18 protein-coding genes are annotated in these 17,347 nt (G+C 63.9%); 7 read left to right on the forward strand and 11 right to left on the reverse strand.

The window, feature by feature from the left end; translation table 11 throughout:
* Position 1: 1 nt before the first annotated feature.
* The 6 genes from ACVJ5M_RS31860 to ACVJ5M_RS31885 are packed head-to-tail and all read right to left on the reverse strand — an operon-like array spanning position 2 to position 5,515.
* Complete coding sequence (locus tag ACVJ5M_RS31860) at positions 2-1,228, reverse strand: ATP-binding cassette domain-containing protein (protein WP_456679562.1); 1,227 nt, start codon at positions 1,226-1,228, stop codon at positions 2-4.
* Complete coding sequence (locus tag ACVJ5M_RS31865) at positions 1,164-1,712, reverse strand: ATP-binding cassette domain-containing protein (protein WP_456679563.1); 549 nt, start codon at positions 1,710-1,712, stop codon at positions 1,164-1,166. Before ACVJ5M_RS31865 ends, ACVJ5M_RS31860 begins: the two co-directional genes overlap by 65 nt.
* Positions 1,709-2,623, reverse strand: coding sequence for an ABC transporter permease (locus ACVJ5M_RS31870; RefSeq protein ID WP_084795211.1), 915 nt, complete (start codon positions 2,621-2,623; stop codon positions 1,709-1,711). Before ACVJ5M_RS31870 ends, ACVJ5M_RS31865 begins: the two co-directional genes overlap by 4 nt.
* The gene (locus ACVJ5M_RS31875) at positions 2,620-3,537 is read right to left on the reverse strand and encodes an ABC transporter permease (protein WP_063984167.1); all 918 of its coding nucleotides are present in this window, start codon (positions 3,535-3,537) and stop codon (positions 2,620-2,622) included. Before ACVJ5M_RS31875 ends, ACVJ5M_RS31870 begins: the two co-directional genes overlap by 4 nt.
* Before the next feature lie 3 nt (positions 3,538-3,540).
* Positions 3,541-5,151, reverse strand: coding sequence for an ABC transporter substrate-binding protein (locus tag ACVJ5M_RS31880; protein WP_063984168.1), 1,611 nt, complete (start codon positions 5,149-5,151; stop codon positions 3,541-3,543).
* On the reverse strand, positions 5,138-5,515 hold the full coding sequence (locus tag ACVJ5M_RS31885) for a hypothetical protein (protein ID WP_187388103.1): 378 nt from the start codon (positions 5,513-5,515) through the stop codon (positions 5,138-5,140). The genes ACVJ5M_RS31880 and ACVJ5M_RS31885 overlap by 14 nt, the downstream gene beginning before the upstream one ends.
* Between ACVJ5M_RS31885 and ACVJ5M_RS31890 the strand changes: the two genes are divergently transcribed.
* Complete coding sequence (locus tag ACVJ5M_RS31890; protein ID WP_063984169.1) at positions 5,474-6,814, forward strand: LLM class flavin-dependent oxidoreductase; 1,341 nt, start codon at positions 5,474-5,476, stop codon at positions 6,812-6,814. The two genes, ACVJ5M_RS31885 and ACVJ5M_RS31890, sit on opposite strands and share 42 nt — an antisense overlap.
* Before the next feature lie 13 nt (positions 6,815-6,827).
* On the opposite strand, the gene ACVJ5M_RS31895 is transcribed toward ACVJ5M_RS31890, so the two are convergent.
* A complete protein-coding gene (locus ACVJ5M_RS31895; protein ID WP_063984170.1) occupies positions 6,828-7,919 on the reverse strand; it encodes an LLM class flavin-dependent oxidoreductase in 1,092 nt (363 codons plus the stop codon).
* Positions 7,920-8,336: 417 nt separating this feature from the next.
* Here ACVJ5M_RS31895 and ACVJ5M_RS31900 point away from each other — a divergent pair, with 417 nt between their 5' ends.
* Genes ACVJ5M_RS31900 through epsC form a run of 6 tightly spaced genes read left to right on the forward strand, consistent with a single transcriptional unit; the run spans position 8,337 to position 13,581 of the window.
* Positions 8,337-9,062, forward strand: coding sequence for an ABC transporter permease subunit (locus ACVJ5M_RS31900; RefSeq protein ID WP_063986497.1), 726 nt, complete (start codon positions 8,337-8,339; stop codon positions 9,060-9,062).
* The gene (locus ACVJ5M_RS31905; RefSeq protein ID WP_063984171.1) at positions 9,059-9,787 is read left to right on the forward strand and encodes an ABC transporter ATP-binding protein; all 729 of its coding nucleotides are present in this window, start codon (positions 9,059-9,061) and stop codon (positions 9,785-9,787) included. Before ACVJ5M_RS31900 ends, ACVJ5M_RS31905 begins: the two co-directional genes overlap by 4 nt.
* 17 nt (positions 9,788-9,804) lie before the next feature.
* Complete coding sequence (locus ACVJ5M_RS31910; RefSeq protein ID WP_063984172.1) at positions 9,805-10,809, forward strand: NrtA/SsuA/CpmA family ABC transporter substrate-binding protein; 1,005 nt, start codon at positions 9,805-9,807, stop codon at positions 10,807-10,809.
* Between the two features lie 15 nt (positions 10,810-10,824).
* Complete coding sequence (locus ACVJ5M_RS31915; RefSeq protein ID WP_063984173.1) at positions 10,825-12,057, forward strand: acyl-CoA dehydrogenase family protein; 1,233 nt, start codon at positions 10,825-10,827, stop codon at positions 12,055-12,057.
* A 44-nt stretch (positions 12,058-12,101) separates the two neighbouring features.
* Positions 12,102-12,674: a flavin reductase family protein gene (locus tag ACVJ5M_RS31920; RefSeq protein WP_063984174.1), complete on the forward strand. Its 573-nt coding sequence runs from the start codon at positions 12,102-12,104 to the stop codon at positions 12,672-12,674.
* The gene (gene epsC / locus ACVJ5M_RS31925) at positions 12,664-13,581 is read left to right on the forward strand and encodes a serine O-acetyltransferase EpsC (RefSeq protein WP_166352076.1); all 918 of its coding nucleotides are present in this window, start codon (positions 12,664-12,666) and stop codon (positions 13,579-13,581) included. Before ACVJ5M_RS31920 ends, epsC begins: the two co-directional genes overlap by 11 nt.
* Here the strand turns inward: epsC and ACVJ5M_RS31930 are convergent.
* From ACVJ5M_RS31930 to ACVJ5M_RS31945, 4 genes are read right to left on the reverse strand one after another with little or no spacing between them, the layout of a single operon-like run.
* On the reverse strand, positions 13,578-14,444 hold the full coding sequence (locus ACVJ5M_RS31930) for an ABC transporter permease (protein ID WP_063984176.1): 867 nt from the start codon (positions 14,442-14,444) through the stop codon (positions 13,578-13,580). The two genes, epsC and ACVJ5M_RS31930, sit on opposite strands and share 4 nt — an antisense overlap.
* Entirely contained in the window at positions 14,437-15,294 is an 858-nt protein-coding gene (locus tag ACVJ5M_RS31935) for an ABC transporter ATP-binding protein (RefSeq protein WP_283018600.1), read from the reverse strand. Before ACVJ5M_RS31935 ends, ACVJ5M_RS31930 begins: the two co-directional genes overlap by 8 nt.
* Complete coding sequence (locus ACVJ5M_RS31940) at positions 15,291-16,349, reverse strand: ABC transporter substrate-binding protein (protein WP_283018599.1); 1,059 nt, start codon at positions 16,347-16,349, stop codon at positions 15,291-15,293. The genes ACVJ5M_RS31935 and ACVJ5M_RS31940 overlap by 4 nt, the downstream gene beginning before the upstream one ends.
* A 22-nt stretch (positions 16,350-16,371) precedes the next feature.
* Entirely contained in the window at positions 16,372-17,298 is a 927-nt protein-coding gene (locus ACVJ5M_RS31945) for a TauD/TfdA dioxygenase family protein (protein WP_283018598.1), read from the reverse strand.
* Positions 17,299-17,347: the final 49 nt, after the last annotated feature.

A 17,347-nucleotide genomic window follows, 5' to 3' on the forward strand; every position in this document is an offset into this window, starting at 1 on the left:
CTTAGGCCGCGCTCAAGCCACGCTGGATGTCCGGCACGGATGCCAGCAGGCTCCTTGTGTAGGCGTGCTGCGGTTGCCTGAGCACGGCCTCGGCGCCACCCTGCTCGACGATGCGGCCGTTCTGGAAGACCAGCACGCGGTCGCACAGATGCTCGATGACGCCGAGATCATGCGAGATGAACAGCAGCGCCGTTCCGAGCCGCGATTGGAGCTCGGCCAGGAGATCGAGCACCTGGGCCTGGATGCAGATGTCGAGCGCCGAGACCGGCTCGTCGCAGACGATGATGGCGGGTTCAGCCGCTAGCGCCCGCGCGATCGACACCCGCTGACGCTGGCCGCCGGACAATGATCGCGGCACCCGATCGAGATGATCGGCACTCAGGCCGACCAGTTCGAGCAGCGACACGATCCGGTCCAGGCGCGCCATGCGGCTATCGGCGCCCGGAAGATTTTCCGCAATGATGTTCCTGACGCGATAGCGCGGATCGAAGCTGCTAAGTGCGTCCTGCGGGATGTATTGCAGCTTGCGACGAAGCCGGCGGCGCCCGGCTTCCGCGACCGAGGACCAGGGCTCTCCGAGCAATGTTACCTCACCGTCATCCGGGTGAAGCAGCCCGAGCACGATCTTGGCACAGGTGGATTTTCCCGAGCCGGATTCGCCGACGATGCCGACGACCTCGGCGGCCCTGACATCGAAGCTGATGTCCTGCAGGACCACCGACTTCGCCCGTCCGGCGGCTTTCGGCGCAATGAAACTCTTCGAGATCTCCTTGACTTCGAGCACGACCTCGCCTGCCGCCTGTCGCTGCGGCAAGGGCTCCCGCACGATGGAGACCGCCGTCGCATCACCCGCACCGGGCTCGAACCTCGCCGACGCGAGCCTGGACCCGCGCGACCGCCCCGACGGAACCGCCGCGATCAACTGCCGCGTATAGGGATGGCGCGGATGGGTAAGGACATCGCGAGTCGGCCCGCTGTCGACCACCCTGCCGTCACGCATCACGATGACACGGTCGGCGATGCCGGCGACCACCGCGAGATCGTGACTGATGAGCAGGAGACCCGCCCCCTCCCGGATTCGCTCCGCCAAGACCTGGAGCACCTGCGCCTGGACGGTGACGTCGAGCGAGGTCGTCGGCTCGTCCGCGATAATGAGATCGGGGTCAGCCGCGATCGCCGACGCGATCAGCGCACGCTGGCGCAGGCCACCGGACAATTGATGGCGCATATTGCAGGGCACGATCAGCGGGGTTGGGAATGCCGACCTTGCCGAGCGTCTGCAGCGTCCGATCCCGGATAGCGCCTGCATCGGTCAGAATGCGATGGCTCGAAATGACCTCGGCAACCTCCTGGCCGATCGTGCGCAAGGGATCGAGCGAGACCAGAGCATCCTGCATGACGAGCCCGGTCACGGTCCCGCGCAGCTTGCGCCAGTCGGCTTCGCCGAAGCTGCGAGCGTCGCGTCCCTTGATCTCGAACCGGTGCGCGGCGGTCTTCGCACCGTCGCCGGCGAGATTGAGCAGGCTTCGCGCGGTGATGCTCTTGCCCGAGCCGGATTCACCGACCAGGGCAACGCATTCGCCGGGCCCGATCGTCAGATCGAAATCAACAACGATCGGCTTGCCACCATTGGCGCCGGCAAAGCCGATGCTCAGTCCCTGCACCTCGACGATCGGCGCTGCCAGATCTATCTGCGAACCTACGCTGCTCATGCGAGCCGCCCTTCAAATCTCTGTTGTAGGTGATTGCCGATCACGCTGAAGGCGATCACCGTCGCGGTGATGGCGAGGCCCGGGAAGACTCCAGGCCACCAGGCGACGCGCAGCACATCCCGGCTCTCCGCCAGCATCACGCCCCATTCCGGCGTCGGCGGCTGCGGTCCGAGCCCGAGGAAGCTCAGGCCGGATACGATCAGGATCGTCGAGCCGATATAGACGGTGGCGATGATCGGGATGGCAACAAGGACGTTGGGCAGGACGTGCCGGATGAACACTTGGCAGCGGCTCAACCCGTAGATCGCGGCCTGCGTCACGTAATCGGCATCGCGTATCAGCTGGGTCTGCGCCCGCACCACGCGACCAAATTTCGGGATGCCGGCGATGCCGACCGCGATGGCGATGTTGAGCATGCCTTGGCCGAGGAAGGTCACGATCAGCATGGCGAGCAGCACGCCGGGAAATGACGACAGCATATCGAACAGGCGCGACACGGCCTCATCCAGAATGCGATTGCGCTGGCCCGCGATGATGCCGAGGACAATGCCCGATCCGAGTCCGACCGCAACACCGCCGAACCCGATCAGGAGCGAGTAGCGCGTGCCGAAGACGGTCCGCGCGAAGACGTCGCGGCCGAGCCGATCGGTCCCGAACAGATGCGCCCAGCCCGGCGGCTTCAGGCCCTCGCTGAAATCGCCGACGAGCGGATCGAAGTGCGTGAACAGCGAAGGCGCGATCGACGCCGCGATCAGGAACGCGACGAAGACGAAGGACAGGACGAGCCCGAACGGCAGACGGCGCCGAACAGCGATTGCAGCCAGAGAATGTGACGCCTCAAAGCCAACGAGGTCTTGCGGGGCCTCGAGCGGTACGGCCGTGTCGAAGGAGCGATGCGACGGCGCGGTCATTGGGCCCTCAATCTCGGGTCGATCAGCACATAGAGGATGTCGAGCAGCGTGGACGCGGCGACGTGGATGAAGGCTGCGAGCAGCACGACGGTGAGCACGACCGGCACGTCGTGGGTCAGCACCGCGCCCAACGTTACCGTGCCGAGGCCTGGCCGGCCGAACACCTTCTCGGTGATGACCGCACCGCCGAGCAGGCCGCCGATCAGCCAACCGCCTAGCGTCACCGCCGGCAAAAGAGCGTGCCGCAACACGTGACGCCAGCGAATGACGAGTTCGCCGACGCCGCGCGACCGCACGGTCGTCACGAAGGGCTGGTCGAGCGTCTTCTCCATGGCTTCACGCAGAACCTGCGTCAGCAGGCCGGCGGTCGGCAATGCCAGGGTGATCGCCGGCAGCACGAGGGAATTCCACCCCTCCGCGCCCGATACTGGAAACCAGCGCAGATTGAACGAGAATGCCATCAGCAGGAGGATGCCGAGCCAGAAGACGGGCGTCGAGGCGAACACCAGTTCGACGAACGAGGCCAGCTCGCGCGAGAACCGCCCTCGCCCCGCAGTCAGCAGCGCGATAAAGCCGGCAATCACGATCGCAAGCACGCCGGCCGTGAGCGCGAGCTCGACGGTCGGCAGAAGCTGCGATCCGACGACCTCGATCACCGGCTGGCGTAGCACATAGGACGTGCCGAAATCGCCGCGGAGGATGCGCGACAAGAACTCGACGTACTGCTCGGGCAACGAGCGATCTAGGCCCCATTCGGCTGCGATCGCCTCACGGAGGCCGGGATATTCGACGTCACCGGCGAGGATGTCCTGAATGCGGCCGGGCAGCGCATGCAACGCGAGAAACGTTGCTGTCACGCTCGCCCAGGCCACCACCAGGCTGGTGAACAGCCTGGAGACGATGCGGGACCACATGGCCTACTTCTTCGCGATCCAGAAATCGTAGGCGCTGGACGGCGAGTCGAGGCCGGCCTCGAAGCCCAGACCGTTGACGTTGCTCTTCGCCGCCAGGAACCAGCTCGGCGCGAACAACGGCACGATGAAGGCCTGGTCCACACCCCGCTTCTGAATCGCGTCGGTGAGCTGCCGCTTGCGGACGGGATCGGTCGTCCGCAACGACTCGTCGATCTGGCTCGTGATCTCCTGGTCTGGATTGGGAATGTTGGAATAGAGGAAGCCCTTCGACCCCAGCATGTCCCAGAGCTCGCGGGCAGGATCGGACGGATTGTCCGTATTGGGATAGATCACCCAGGTGCCGTTGGCGTTGTTCTTGGCGTATTCGCCCGCCGTGATCAGGCGCAGGTTGAGATCGAGGCCGACATTCTTGCGCAACGCCGCCTGGACGCCCTGGATAAGGATGTCGCGATTGTCGCGCACATAGGGCTGCGGATAGCCGACCTCGACCGAGAGGCGCTTGCCGTCCTTGGTGCGGAAGCCTTCGGAATCGCGGCCGGTCCAGCCGGCTTCGTCGAGCAGCTTGTTGGCGCCAGCAATGTCGTTGCCCCAGGAACCGACCAGTGCCTTGTTATAGGCGGGATTGGCCGGGCCGATGATCGACCAGGCGCGCGGCACGGTGCCGAGATAGACCTGCTTCACGATCGGCTCCAGATCGAAACCGTCGCGCAGCGCGCGGCGCACGCGAACATCGTCCGCCGGCGGGCGCGTGTAGTTGATGTTGAAGGTGAAGGACGTGCTGGCGCCGGACGGGCCGGTCAGCAGCTTGAAGCCCGGCTGCTCCGCGAACAGCGGCGCATCGGTCGGCTGCACGCCCTCGATCAGATCCACCTGCCCCGAGGCCAATGCGCCCGTGCGAACGGCATATTCGGGGAGGAAGCGGAAAGTGACGCGGTCCAGATGAGCAGGTCCGTTATGCGCGGCATTGCCAGGCGCCCAATTATAGGCCGCGTTGCGCGCGAACACCGCGGACTGGCCGCGCGTGTAGCTCTCGAACACGAACGGTCCCGTGCCGGCCAACCCGCGTCCACCTCCGCAGAGATCACCCTTCACCAGCGATTTCGGCGAAATCAGGCCGAGCTTCACATTCGACGTCGACTCCAGGAAACTCGAATCCGGCGTCGACAACACCAGTTTGACCACATAGGGCGAGACCACTTCGGCACGATCGTAGGCCTGGAGCAGCGAGACCGCGGTGACCGCGTTCTCGGGCTTCTTGACGAAATCGTAGTTGGCTTTGACCGCTGCAGCGTCGAACTTCTCCCCGTCGTGGAAGACGACGTCTTCCCTCAGCTTGTATGTGTATTCCTTGCCGTCGGTCGAAATCGACCACTCGGTCGCAAGCCAGGGTGCGAACGTGCCATCCGCCTTCTTCGCGATCAGCGAGTCGATGTAATTGCGGGCCACGAAGAACGCGGCCTGCTGTGACGAATAATGCGGATCGAAGCATGATGGCTCGGTCGTCACGCCCCACCGCAACGCGCCTCCGGAAACCGGCTTGTCTTCGGCATACGCTACATTCGACGCAAGCAAGGCAATCGCCACGCCGCTCACCAGCAAATTATTCTTCTTCATCCGCGTCACTCGCAATCGTTTCTGCTGCTGCCCCTGCAATCGGCGCATCGAACATCATCAATTGAAGGATGACGTTCGTTTGCGCTTCATCCGATCTGCACGAGGCGTTATCTCTTGTTGCATCGCGATGTAATTCGTCGTCGCGCGCAAACGCAACATGCAAACGGTCGCGACCACGGCTGCACATGAAGTTTGAAAAATTATTCGAGCCCTCACGCCGACGGTGGATGAAATCGACGACATCGAACGCCAATCCGACAATTCGATGCTGCACGATCGTTGCGCATCGTGACCCGACAACCAGCTGACCTTTGTAATCCCCATGTCGCCACGCCAATTGCACCTGAACGTCAACCTGCTTCACTCCGGCGTATATCCGTCAGCCTGGCGACTGCCCGACAGCGATCCACGCGCCTTCTTCGATCTCGGTCATTATGTGCGCGTGGCTCAGATTGCCGAGCGCGGCAAGTTTGACGCTATCTTTCTGGCGGACTCGCCAGCCGTGAACGACCGCATCGACTACCGGTCGTTCACGTCGATGGAGCCGACCATCGTGCTGGCAACAGTTGCCGCAACGACCAGGCACATCGGTCTGATTGGGACCGTGTCGACGACCTACAACGAGCCCTACAACATCGCACGCCGTTTCGTGACGCTCGACCACGCCAGCGGCGGCCGCTCGGGATGGAACGCGGTCACCACGGCAGATGCCGCATCAAGCCGCAACTTCGGCCTCACGGGTGCACTGGAACACAAGGCACGCTACGAACGCGCCAAGGAGTTCACGGAAGTCGTCCACGCATTGTTCGACAGCTGGGAGGACGACGCCTTTGTGGGCGACAAGGCGAGCGCGCGATTTGTTGATACGTCGAAAGTGCACCCGATCGCGCACCGCGGCCCGCATTACTCGGTGGCAGGACCGCTGAACGTCCCACGCTCACCACAGGGGCGACCGGTCACGGTGCAGGCGGGTGGCTCGAATGACGGGCGCGATTTCGCGGCAGCTTATGCAGAAGCCGTATTCACGCTGGCGCAGAGCATCGAGGAAGGCGTCGCGTATGCGCGCGATCTGCGCGCACGCGCCGCGTCCTATCGTCGTTCCGGCGATTCCATCGTCATTCTGCCCGGGCTCGCCACCGTCATCGGCAGCACCGAGGCCGAAGCCAAGCGGCGACAGGACGAGCTCTGGGAACTGGTACCGATCGAATACAGCCTGGCGCGGTTGGCCGGCACGCTTCAGATCGACCCTACCCTCCTCGAGCTCGACAAGCCCCTGCCGGATCCCCTGCCGCTTCCGGTCAATGCCAACCACACCATGTTCCAAGGCACAGTGAATATCGCACGGCGTGGCAATCTCACAGTCCGACAGCTGATCCGCGCGCTCGGAGGCGGCGTCGGACATCGCATCATCGTCGGCACGCCGGAGCAGATCGCCGACGACATCGAGGCTTGGTTCAAGGCGGGTGCCGCCGACGGTTTCAACCTCATGCCAGACGTACTGCCGTCCGGTCTGGAGACCTTCGTCGATACCGTCGTGCCCATCCTACAGAGTCGCGGGCTGTTCCGCACCGAGTACGCCGGCTCGACGCTGCGCGATCATTTTGGCCTGCAGCGACCAGTGAGCCGATATGCGAAGCGGTCGCCGGAGGTCGCATCAGCCTAGCTGTCCCGACTATCTATCCCAGAGATCGAGCCCACCCGTCGGCGGCCTTGGCCGATCGCCTGGCCCGCACGCGCGGAATTACCTCGAGTGCAAATCGCCGCATCTCGGCCTCGAACGGCTGGAATTGCAGCATGAAGAGCTCGATGCCGGCCGCATGGAACGCCTCGATGCGCTCCGCCACCTCGTCATAGCTCCCGACCAGCCCCGCGGCAGTACCGCCATTGCTGCCAACGCGCGGCGTCTTCTGCATGGTCTGCATCATCACGACCTCAGGGTCGGTGTTCTGCTTCTGGATCGCCTTCATCGGCGCATCCTTTGCCGCGAGGCTCAGCAACCGCTCGTAAGCGGCCTGCGCCAGCTCCCGGGTTTCGCGTGCGACGACGAAGGCCGACAAGCCGAAACGGAGCGGCGGCGCGGCATCGCGCGGGCGCACTGCGACATCGGCAATCAACCCAGCCACATCCTCCAGCGGCTGGCCATTGATGAACCAGACGTCGCCGTGGCCTGCAACGAGGCCGCGCGCCGGCTCGGACTCACCGCCGACATAGATGGCCGGACGCTTGCGATACAGGCTGGTCGGGCGCAGGGCATAGTCCGTGACGTTGAAATGCTCGCCCGCATAATTGAGACGTTCGCCTTCCATGAGACGCGAGACGACAGATATCCACTCGCGGCCGTAGGCATAGCGAGCGTCATGGTCCGGGAAGCCGATCCCGGCCTTCTCCAGTTCGGGACGGTTCCAGGCATTGACCAGATTGATCGCAAACCGGCCACCGCTGATATTCTCGATCCCGAGTGCGAGCTTCGCCAGCACGACGGGGTGATAGAGATAGGGCTTGATCGCAGCAATGATCTCGATGCGCTTGGTCAGCGCCGCGATCGCTGCCGCGGCACTCCAGGCCTCGAGCTGATCGAGGTCTTCCTGATGCGGGTTGATGGTGTGCTGCGCGATCAGCGTTGAATCATAACCGAGCTCTTCGGCTGCAAGGATGAGATCGCGATTGCGCTCCCAGGACGCATCATAAGGCTCTTCGGGATCCTGATGCGCCGCGCGCGGCCCATGCACCAGCGCCCAAATGCCGAAGCGAAGAGGTGCAGTCGCCATCGTGCTCTCCTGTAACTTTCTTTGGCCATGCTATCGATCGGTACCTGTTCTCGCCAACGGCTGATGCGAGATCAAGCACATCCGCCTCAAAAGATTTTCTTTGTCGTGCAGCGGCGCCGCAACGACAGCAGATCACTCCGTATCGAATGACAATTGAAATAGCGCTCTATTTCTGTCGGGCCGATTTCGTGGGACATTTTCCGCGGACGGCAAGTCATTGGCGTCGCACCTCCCGGATCGGATGCAGGAGGTGGAACGAGGTCTCGCGTCTTGAGCAATATCGAACTGAGCCAAATCGACAGTACGGCGATCGGCGCGGCTAACGCGCCGTCAACGCAGGGCAACGTTCAATCGCCGGCGCGAGCAAGCAAGCTTGGTGCTCGCGGCCTTCAGCTCCTGTCCTGGATCGCGCCCGCGATGCTCGTGATTGTCTGGGAGGCGCTTGCACAGGCGGGATGGCTTTCGCCACAGGTTCTGCCCGCGCCGAGCAAGGTCATCCGGACAGCGTTCAAGCTTGCGACCACCGGGAGCCTATTGAACGACCTCGGCGTCAGCCTCCTGCGTGCCGCAGCCGGCTTTGCGATCGGTGCCGCTGTTGGCGCCACGCTGGGCGTTCTTGTCGGCTTCTCGCGGGTAGCGGAAGCCGCGATCGACCGCAGCGTGCAGATGATCAGGGCCATCCCCTTCCTCGCCGCGCTCCCCCTCGTCATCGTCTGGCTGGGCGTCGGCGAAGCGGAAAAGATCTTCCTTGTCGCACTTGGCGTCACGTTCCCGATCTACATCAACACCGTGCTCGGCATCCGCCAGGTCGATCCGAAGCTGCTCGAGTTGGGACGGGTCCAGGGCCTAAGCTCGCTCCAACTGATCCGCAGAATCATCCTTCCAGGCGCGCTGCCGTCGATCCTGACCGGTGTTCGTTACGCTCTTGCCACGGCGTGGCTCGCGCTGGTGGTGGCTGAAACCATCGGCGCGCAGTCGGGAATCGGCTTTCTCGCGATGGATGCCCGCGAATTCCTGCGCACCGATGTGATCGTCCTGACGATCGTGATCTATGCGCTGGTCGGCGTCGCGGCCGACGCCATTGCGCGCTTTCTCGAACAGCGCCTCCTCGCCTGGCATCCGAATTACGGAGCAGCGAGATGAACGTGCACGTCGCTCCGCAGCCCTCCGCGCCGTTCGAATCCAGACCGGCCGTCGTTGTCCGCAACCTCGTTCGCAGCTACGGCAGCCGCGTCGTGATCGAGAAGCTGAACCTGCGCATCGATCGTGGCGAATTCGTCGCCCTGCTCGGCGAGAGCGGGTGCGGCAAGACAACATTGTTACGGGCGCTGGCCGGGCTCGACCCCATCCAGGGGGGCCGTATCGTGGCGCCCCGCCGGCCGGCCGTGGTGTTTCAGGAGCATCGGCTGCTGCCGTGGGACAATCTCTGGCGCAATGTGGCACTCGGCTTGCGGGCTCCTGATCCTCGCGAACGCGCCGCCGAAGCGCTTAGCGAGGTCGGCCTCGGTGACAGGCTCGACGACTGGCCCCGCAATCTGTCCGGTGGGCAAGCCCAGCGCGTTGCCCTCGCCCGCGCGCTGGTGCAGCAGCCCGAGCTTCTGTTGCTCGACGAGCCGTTTGCAGCCCTCGATGCGCTGACTCGTATCCGGATGCACGAGTTGGTCCGCGAACTGGTTGCCAATCATCAGCCCGGCGTCCTGCTCGTCACCCACGATGTCGACGAAGCCATCGCGCTGGCCGATCGGATCCTCGTGATGCGCAACGGCGCGATCGCCTTCGACCATCGCGCCGTGCGTGACGGCTCGACACCCATCTCGCGCGCCGAGCTCCTCGGCGAGCTTGGCGTGGTCCCCCATTCTCCCAGCTAATCATCCGGAAGGCCAACATGTCCGACACTTCATCTGCCAAACCATCCCGGCGCAGCTTCCTCGGCTCCGCAGCTTTTGGCATTGGCGCGCTCGCCGGCATGAATATCAGCGAATTCGCCCAGGCCGCGCCTGGCCGTACCACCGACACGGTCCGCCTGACCTGGGGCCTGAGCGGCCTCAATCTGATCGCCAAGGAGCGCGGCGAGTTCGAGAAGGTGCTGGCCAAGGATGGCATCAAGGTCGAGTGGCTCGGCCCCTTCCCGAATCATGCGCCGACCTTGCAGGCGGTGACGGGCGGCAGCGCAGATTTCAGCTTTGGCGGCAGCACCACGCCTGCGCTCGCCGCTATCATCGCCGGCTCGCCGCTGGTGTTCACCCAGTTCGTGGTCTACGAGCCCCGCACCACAGCGATCATCGCCAAGGACGGCTCGGGCATCGACAGGATCGAAGATCTCGTCGGCAAGTCGGTCGCGGTCAACCGCTCAGGCCTCGGCGAGTTCCTGCTGGTCGCGGCGCTCGAGAAACACAAGGTCGACCGCTCCGCGGTGAAGTTCGTCTATCTCAATCCTCCTGATGCGGCGCCGGCGCTCGCCTCCGGCAAGGTCGACGCCTGGTCGATGTGGAGCCCTGGCGTCGACATCGCCCGGCTCGAATACAAGGCGCACGACATCTTTCTGGAAGGCCGCGATCTCGAATTCCAGATCGACTACACGTCCTATCTGACCACCCGCAAATTCGCGACCGACAATCCCGCCCTCGTCCGCGCGGTGAACGACGCCTTCCGCGCCGAAGGCAAGTGGATTTCGGAGAACAGCAGGGATGCCGAGTACATCGCCCAGAAGGCGGGGAAATACAGCGATCAGGTCCGCGACCAGTTCATCGCGATGAACCGCAAATACCGGTACTTCGCGGTCAACGACGAGCGCTTCATCAGCGAGCTGCAAAAGGCCGCCGACTGGCTCGCGGCCCGCAAGGTTCTACCCGAGCCGGTCAAGGTGACCGACCATCTCGCCCAGCTCTAATAACAGGCCAACACTATGAACAAGACCGTGTCCGCCCCCTCCCTCGGCACACCCGAACCGCTCAAGACCGGCTCGCCGGAGCTGGAGGCGCTCCTTAACCAGATCGCCGAGGGCGCCAGTGACCGCGAGCGCGACCGCATTCTGCCGTTCGAGGTCATCGATCTCATTCGCCGGGCCCGCCTTGGTGCGTTGCGGCTGCCGTTGGACGCCGGTGGCGCCGGCAGCACGATCCGCGATCTCTTCGCCTTCGTCATCCGCCTCGGCGAGGCCGACGCCAATGTCGCGCATATCCTGCGCAACCATTTCAGCGTGGTCGAGCGCCTGGTGCGTTCCCCCAAGGACGAGCAGAGCCGGCAATGGCAGAAGGCGGTCGCCGAGGGCGCCATCATCGGACTTGCGACGACCGAGCTTGAAAGCCCGCGCGTCGGCAATGTCACGCCCGGGACGACGTTCACGCCCGACGGGAACGGCGATTATCTGCTGAACGGCACCAAATACTACAGCACAGGCACGTTGTACTCGGATTATGTGCTGGTGCGCGCGGCCGATCCGTCCGGTGCGACGGGCGCCACGATCGTGCCGATCGAGCGCGAGGGCATCGAGCTGGTCGATGACTGGGACGGGCTCGGACAACGGCTTACGGCGACCGGCACCACGCACTTCCGCAGCGTCAAGGTCAGGCGCCAGGAAGTGGTGTTCGACACGCCGGACGGCGGTTATGGTGTGCCCTATTCCAACACGTTTGCGCAGCTGTTTCTGACGGCGATCGTCGCGGGTATTGCGCGTGCGACGCTGCGCGATGCGACAGCCCTGGTCCGCTCGCGCAAGCGTACGTTTTACTACGCGCCCACCGAGATCCCGACCGACGATCCGCTCCTGCAACAGACGGTCGGCCAGATCGCCAGCGGCGCTTTTGCGGCCGAGACGGTGGTGCTGGCGGCCGCCGAGGCGCTCGACATTGCAACCGATGCGTTCGACGTCGGCGCGGCGAACGCTACAGAGGCGGCGCACACCGCCGCGCTGCTCTCGGCAAAGGCCAAGATCATCGCCGATGATTTCGCCATCCGAGGTGGCAGCCTGCTGTTCGATGTCGGCGGCGCATCGGCGACCAAGAAGGTCACCAACTTCGACCGTCACTGGCGCAATGCGCGCACGCTCTCTTCGCACAATCCGACCACCTACAAGGCGCGCTCAATCGGAGAATTCGAGATCAACGGCACGCCATTGCCCCCGAAGGGCTTTTTCTGAGAGAGAGCAGGCCGATCCACAGCGTCCGATGCGAGGAGCGACAGATGGGAAAGTCCGACATTCATCTGGTCAGCGGCGATGACGAGGTCGAGCATCAGTTTCGAGCCGTGATGCGGCGCCTGGCCGGCGGCGTCACCATCATCACGGCCGGCCGCGACGAGGACATCACCGGCATGACGGTGACGTCCCTGACATCGCTCAGCGCCAGTCCGCCCCGGCTACTAGTCAGCGTCAACCGGCAGGCCTCGTCCTTTGCTCGAATCGCGCGTTACAGCGTATTCGGCGTCAACATTCTGGGATCGGATCAGCAGGCCCTCGCCGGGCGCTTCAGCGACGGCAGCTTGAAGGGCCACGAGCGCTTCGACGGGATCCGATGGTCCGCGGGGACGGCCGGCGTGCCGCTGCTTGGCGACACCCTCGCAACCATCGAATGCAAGGTCGAGGAAATCATCGAACGGCACTCGCATGGCATCATCATCGGCAGCCTGTTGAGCTTCGAGCTGTCCCACGAGCTGTCGGGCCTGGTGTACTGGAACGGCCAGTACATCAGGATCACCCATGACTTCGACCTCGACCTCCTCGCCGAGATCAGCATTCCGTTGGCCCATGTCAGATAACCCGCCGGAATCGCCCAGCGGCGGGCGCTGGCAGCTTGACAGGATTGTCGCCGAGCTTCGCCTCTCGCGCGAAGAAACACACAGCATAAGGCGCGACGGAGAGGCGCGACGCGCTCCCTCGCGCGAGGCGCTTCAAGCCATTCTGGATGGCCTCACCGAGGCGCTGTTTCCGAGGCATTACGGTCAGTTCGACCTCGACGGCGAGAATATCGACTATTTCGTCGGCAATCGCCTGAGCATCGCCCTCGACGGCCTTTGCGACCAGATCCACCGCGGCGCACGATTCGTCGGTGACGAGCTGATCCCGGGCTACCGGCGCGAGGACGCGGTCGAGCTGACGCGGCAGTTCGGCGAGCGCCTGCCGGTGGTGCGTGGACTCCTGATCTCCGATCTGAGAGCCGCCTTCGTCGGCGATCCCGCAGCCAGGAACTTTCCGGAGATCCTGATCGGATATCCGGGCATGACGGCGATCATCCATCACCGGCTGGCACATATCCTTGATGGGCTCAATGCGCGCTTGATCGCCCGACTTGTCGCGGAGATCGCTCATACGAGAACCGGGATCGACATTCACCCCGGCGCCAGCATCGGATCCGGCTTCTTCATTGATCACGGGACCGGTGTGGTCATCGGGGAAACCGCAATCATCGGCGACAATGTCCGGATCTATCAGGCCGTGACGCTCGGCGCGCGCCACTTTCCAACCGACGACGATGGCCATCTGATCAAGGGCGATGCACGGCATCCGATCGTCGAGGACGACGTCGTGATTTATGCCGGCGCAACCATCCTCGGGCGGATCACGATCGGCCGAGGCGCGACGATCGGCGGCAACGTCTGGGTCACCCAGGACGTGCCGCCGAACAGCATCGTGACGCAGGCCACCGCCCGCAACAAGCAGGGTTAGGCGGCCGGCGCCTTCCAGCGCATCAGGCGGCGTTCCAGCGTCTCGAGGATCGCGTTGAAGACGAGGCCGATCACGGTAATGCCCAGGATGCCAAAATACATCTGGGGGATCAGGAAGCTGTATTGGCTGTTGATGATGAGATAGCCGAGCCCCGATTTCGCGCCGACCATTTCTGACGCCACCAGGACCAGCATCGCGGATGCGCTCGCCAGACGGATGCCGACGAAGATCGTCGGCAATGATGCCGGCAGGATCACCTTCCGGAACAACTGGCTCGGTGTCGCGCCCATCGTCCGCGCTGACTTGACCAGCAGCGGATCGACCTGGCGCACGGCTGCGATCGTATTGAGAAGTAACGGCCAAGCGCAACTATAAACCACCATGGTGACCTTCGAGAGCTCTCCGATCCCGAGGAGCAGAATAAACACCGGCAGCAGAGCCAGCGGCGCCGTGTTACGGGCGATCTCGATGATCTGGTTCAGGAAGTCGCCCAGCCGGGCGTACCATCCCGTCAGCACACCCAACGGCACGAACAGGACAATGGCGATCAGGAAGCCGCTCAGGGCTCGCAGCAGGCTTGCACCGACGTCGTCATAGAGTTCACCGCTCTGCGCGAGTTGCCAGCCCGCGGCGATCACCTCGGAGAACGGCGGCAGGAACGTCACGTCGATCAACCCGAGGCGCGGCGTCGTCTCCCAGACAGCCAGGAACACCAGTAGCAGCAGGGATCGTTGCCCGATGGTGCCGAACCATCGCACCAGGCTGCCCGTCGCGGCGGCAACCGCGCCGGCGCGTGGTCTGACCCGATCCTTCGGACTCCCCTCGGCGAGTTCCAGCAGCGTCAGGATCTCCAGATTAGACATGGGCCAACTCCTTCTTTCCTGCGCGCTCGCCGTCCGGCGCGGGCACCTGCGAGCCCTGCGCCTTCAACACTTCGTCGCGCAGCAAGGACCACACCTCGTGCCTGACCTGCCCGAACTCGGGCAGCGAGCGGACGTCCTCGGTCTCGCTGTGCAGCTCGGCGGGAATATCGACAATCTGCTTGATCCGGCCGGGGCGCGAGGTCATCACGGCCACGCGCTGGCCGAGCACGACGGCCTCGTCGATGCCGTGCGTGATGAACAGGATGGTTTTCCCGGTCCTGCGCCAGATCCGCAGCAGCTCGCCTTGCAGCGTCTCACGCGTCTGTGCGTCGAGCGCGGCAAACGGCTCGTCCATCAGCAGCACCTCCGGATCGTAGGCAAGGCTTCGCGCGATCGCAACGCGTTGCTTCATACCGCCGGAGAGTTCGTGCGGATAGCGATCGGCAAAGCCGGACAGTCCGACCAGATCGAGATAATGCAGAGCCCGCTCGCGTCGCTCCCTGGCTTTGAGACCCGCAATATCGAGCCCGAACTCGACGTTCTGCGCGGCTGTACGCCAGGGGAACAGCGCGTACTGCTGGAACACAATGCCGCGGTCGCGCGCCGGCCCCTCGATGGTGTTGCCATCGAGCAGGATGCGTCCGCTGCTCGGCGCCGTCAGTCCGCCGAGCAGATCCAGCAAGGTCGACTTGCCGCAGCCGCTCGGCCCGACCAGTGCCAGGAATTCGCCGGCACGAACATCCAGCGTGATATCATCAAGCGCGGTGAAGCTCTGCGCAGGCCCACCATTCTTGCCGCGGACCACGAACTCCTTGCGGACATGCTCGAAGCGGATCTTGGCCATGGTCATTTGGCCTCCGCAGTCTTGCCGGGGCGGAAATAATTGAACTCGTTGGTATAGATGTCCGATGGCTTGAGCTGGTCCTGCTTCAACAGACCGTCCTTGACCAGCCAGTCGATCCACACCTGGAGTTCAGCATCGCCGATCACCCCGCCCCTGGTCGCGACACCCGTGCTCTTCCAGTATTTGATGGGTGTTGCGTCCTCGTTGCGCTTGCGATCGGCAATGATGCGTTCGAAGCGGGCCCGGACCTCCTCGGGCGGCGTCGTCTGCGCCCAGGCGATGGCACGGGACACGCCCTCGATCAGCTTGCGGGACGCGTTGGGATTGTCCTTGATGAACTTGTCTCGCAAGACATAGGAGCCGCCAGTGAAGTTTCCGAAGATGTCAGAGTCCGCGAACAGCCTGCGGATGCCGCCGCGCTCCAGCGCCTTGTCGCGCAGCACGCCGTTCAGCGTGCTGACCTCGACCTGCCCCTGCCGCAGCGCCTGCTCACCGGTGACCGGCGGGATCGCAACCAGCGTCACTTGCTTCGCCTCAGCCGGCGTCAGGCCATTGCGGGCCAGATATTCGCGCAGCACGAATTCGAGATGCGCCCCCAGCGTGTTCACCGCGACCTTCTTGCCGATCAGGTCGCGCGCGGTCTTGATCGGACTGTCCTCCTTCACGTAGTAGCCGTTGTAGGTGTTGTCGTCCGAGCCGTAATAGCCGACAACAGCCTTGATCGGCGCCCTGGCTGCGATCAGCTTGATGATCGCGCCATAGAACGCGCCGCCGATATCGATGTCGCCGGTGACGACGGTCTGGATGTCCTGCGGACCGCTGATGGTGTTGCCGACCCATTTGAGCTTGAGCGGCGCGAGATAGCCGAGATCGTCGGCCAGTTCGATGAACGTCACCTGCCCAGCCCAGCCCTGGTAACGAATCTCGGTCTTTTCGAGCTGCGGCTCGGCCATGGCACTGCTGGCGAGAGCCGTCAGGCCGAGGCCGGCCAGACCGAGTTGCCGCCCTCTTGCCCGCAGACCGGCAACCAGACGACGCAACGCAGAGATAGCGATCTTCATTGTGTTCACTCCATTGCTCGCTTCAGGCGGCCTTCGCCTGCGGCTTCGCCGCCTTGACGCGGGTCACGCTGCTACGGCCGTCGATGCTGACCGGCACCTCGCCATCGATGGTGGCACGCCGGACCACGCGGTGCTGGTCGCCGTAATCGTTGACCGCGTAGTGCTGGGTCGCGCGATTGTCCCAGATCACCACGTCACCCTGCCGCCAGCTCCAGCGCACGGTGTTCTCGGGTGCGGTGATGTGCGACTGGAACAGGTCGAACAGTTTCTGGCTGTCGTATTTCGACAGGCCGACAAAGCGCTGGACGAAATTGCCGAGCACCAGCGTCCGTTCCCCGGTTTCGGGATGGACGCGGACGACGGGATGCTCGGTCTCGTAGACCGTCGCCGTAAAGACCTCCTCGAATTGCTTCCGGTCAGCATCGCTCGCGCGGGTCTTGACTGCATAGTCGTAGGCATTGCTGTGCACCGCCCACAACTCGTCCGCGAGCTTGCGCAGCGGAGCCGGCAGATCCAGATAGGACGCCGCCGTGTTCGACCAGATCGTGTCGCCGCCGAACTCGGGGATCACGACGCCGCGCAAGACTGAGATCTTCGGATAAGCGTCGACGAATGTGACGTCGGTATGCCACTGGTCGGCGCGCCCGCCTCCGCGCGCGGAGTCAAGTTCGAGGATCGAGGCCGTTCCCTTGGTGGCGCCGACCGTGGGATGTGGCACCAGCTTGCCGAGCCGATGGGCAAAACGCTCCTGCTCGGCATCGTCGAGATGATTCTGGTCACGGAAGAAGATGACTTTGTGCTCGAGCAGCACCTGGTTGATCGCCGCAATCGTCCGATCCGGAAGATCGCCCGATAGCTTGATGTTCCTGATTTCGGCGCCGATACGGGCCGATCGCTTGACGATATCCGAACGCGGAATGACGTTGTCGATGTTGATTCCGTCTGTCATGTCATCTTCCCCGAGACCGCGATCCATTTGGACAAGGCTCCGCCGTTCG

Source organism: Bradyrhizobium sp. S3.7.6, from assembly GCF_054061875.1.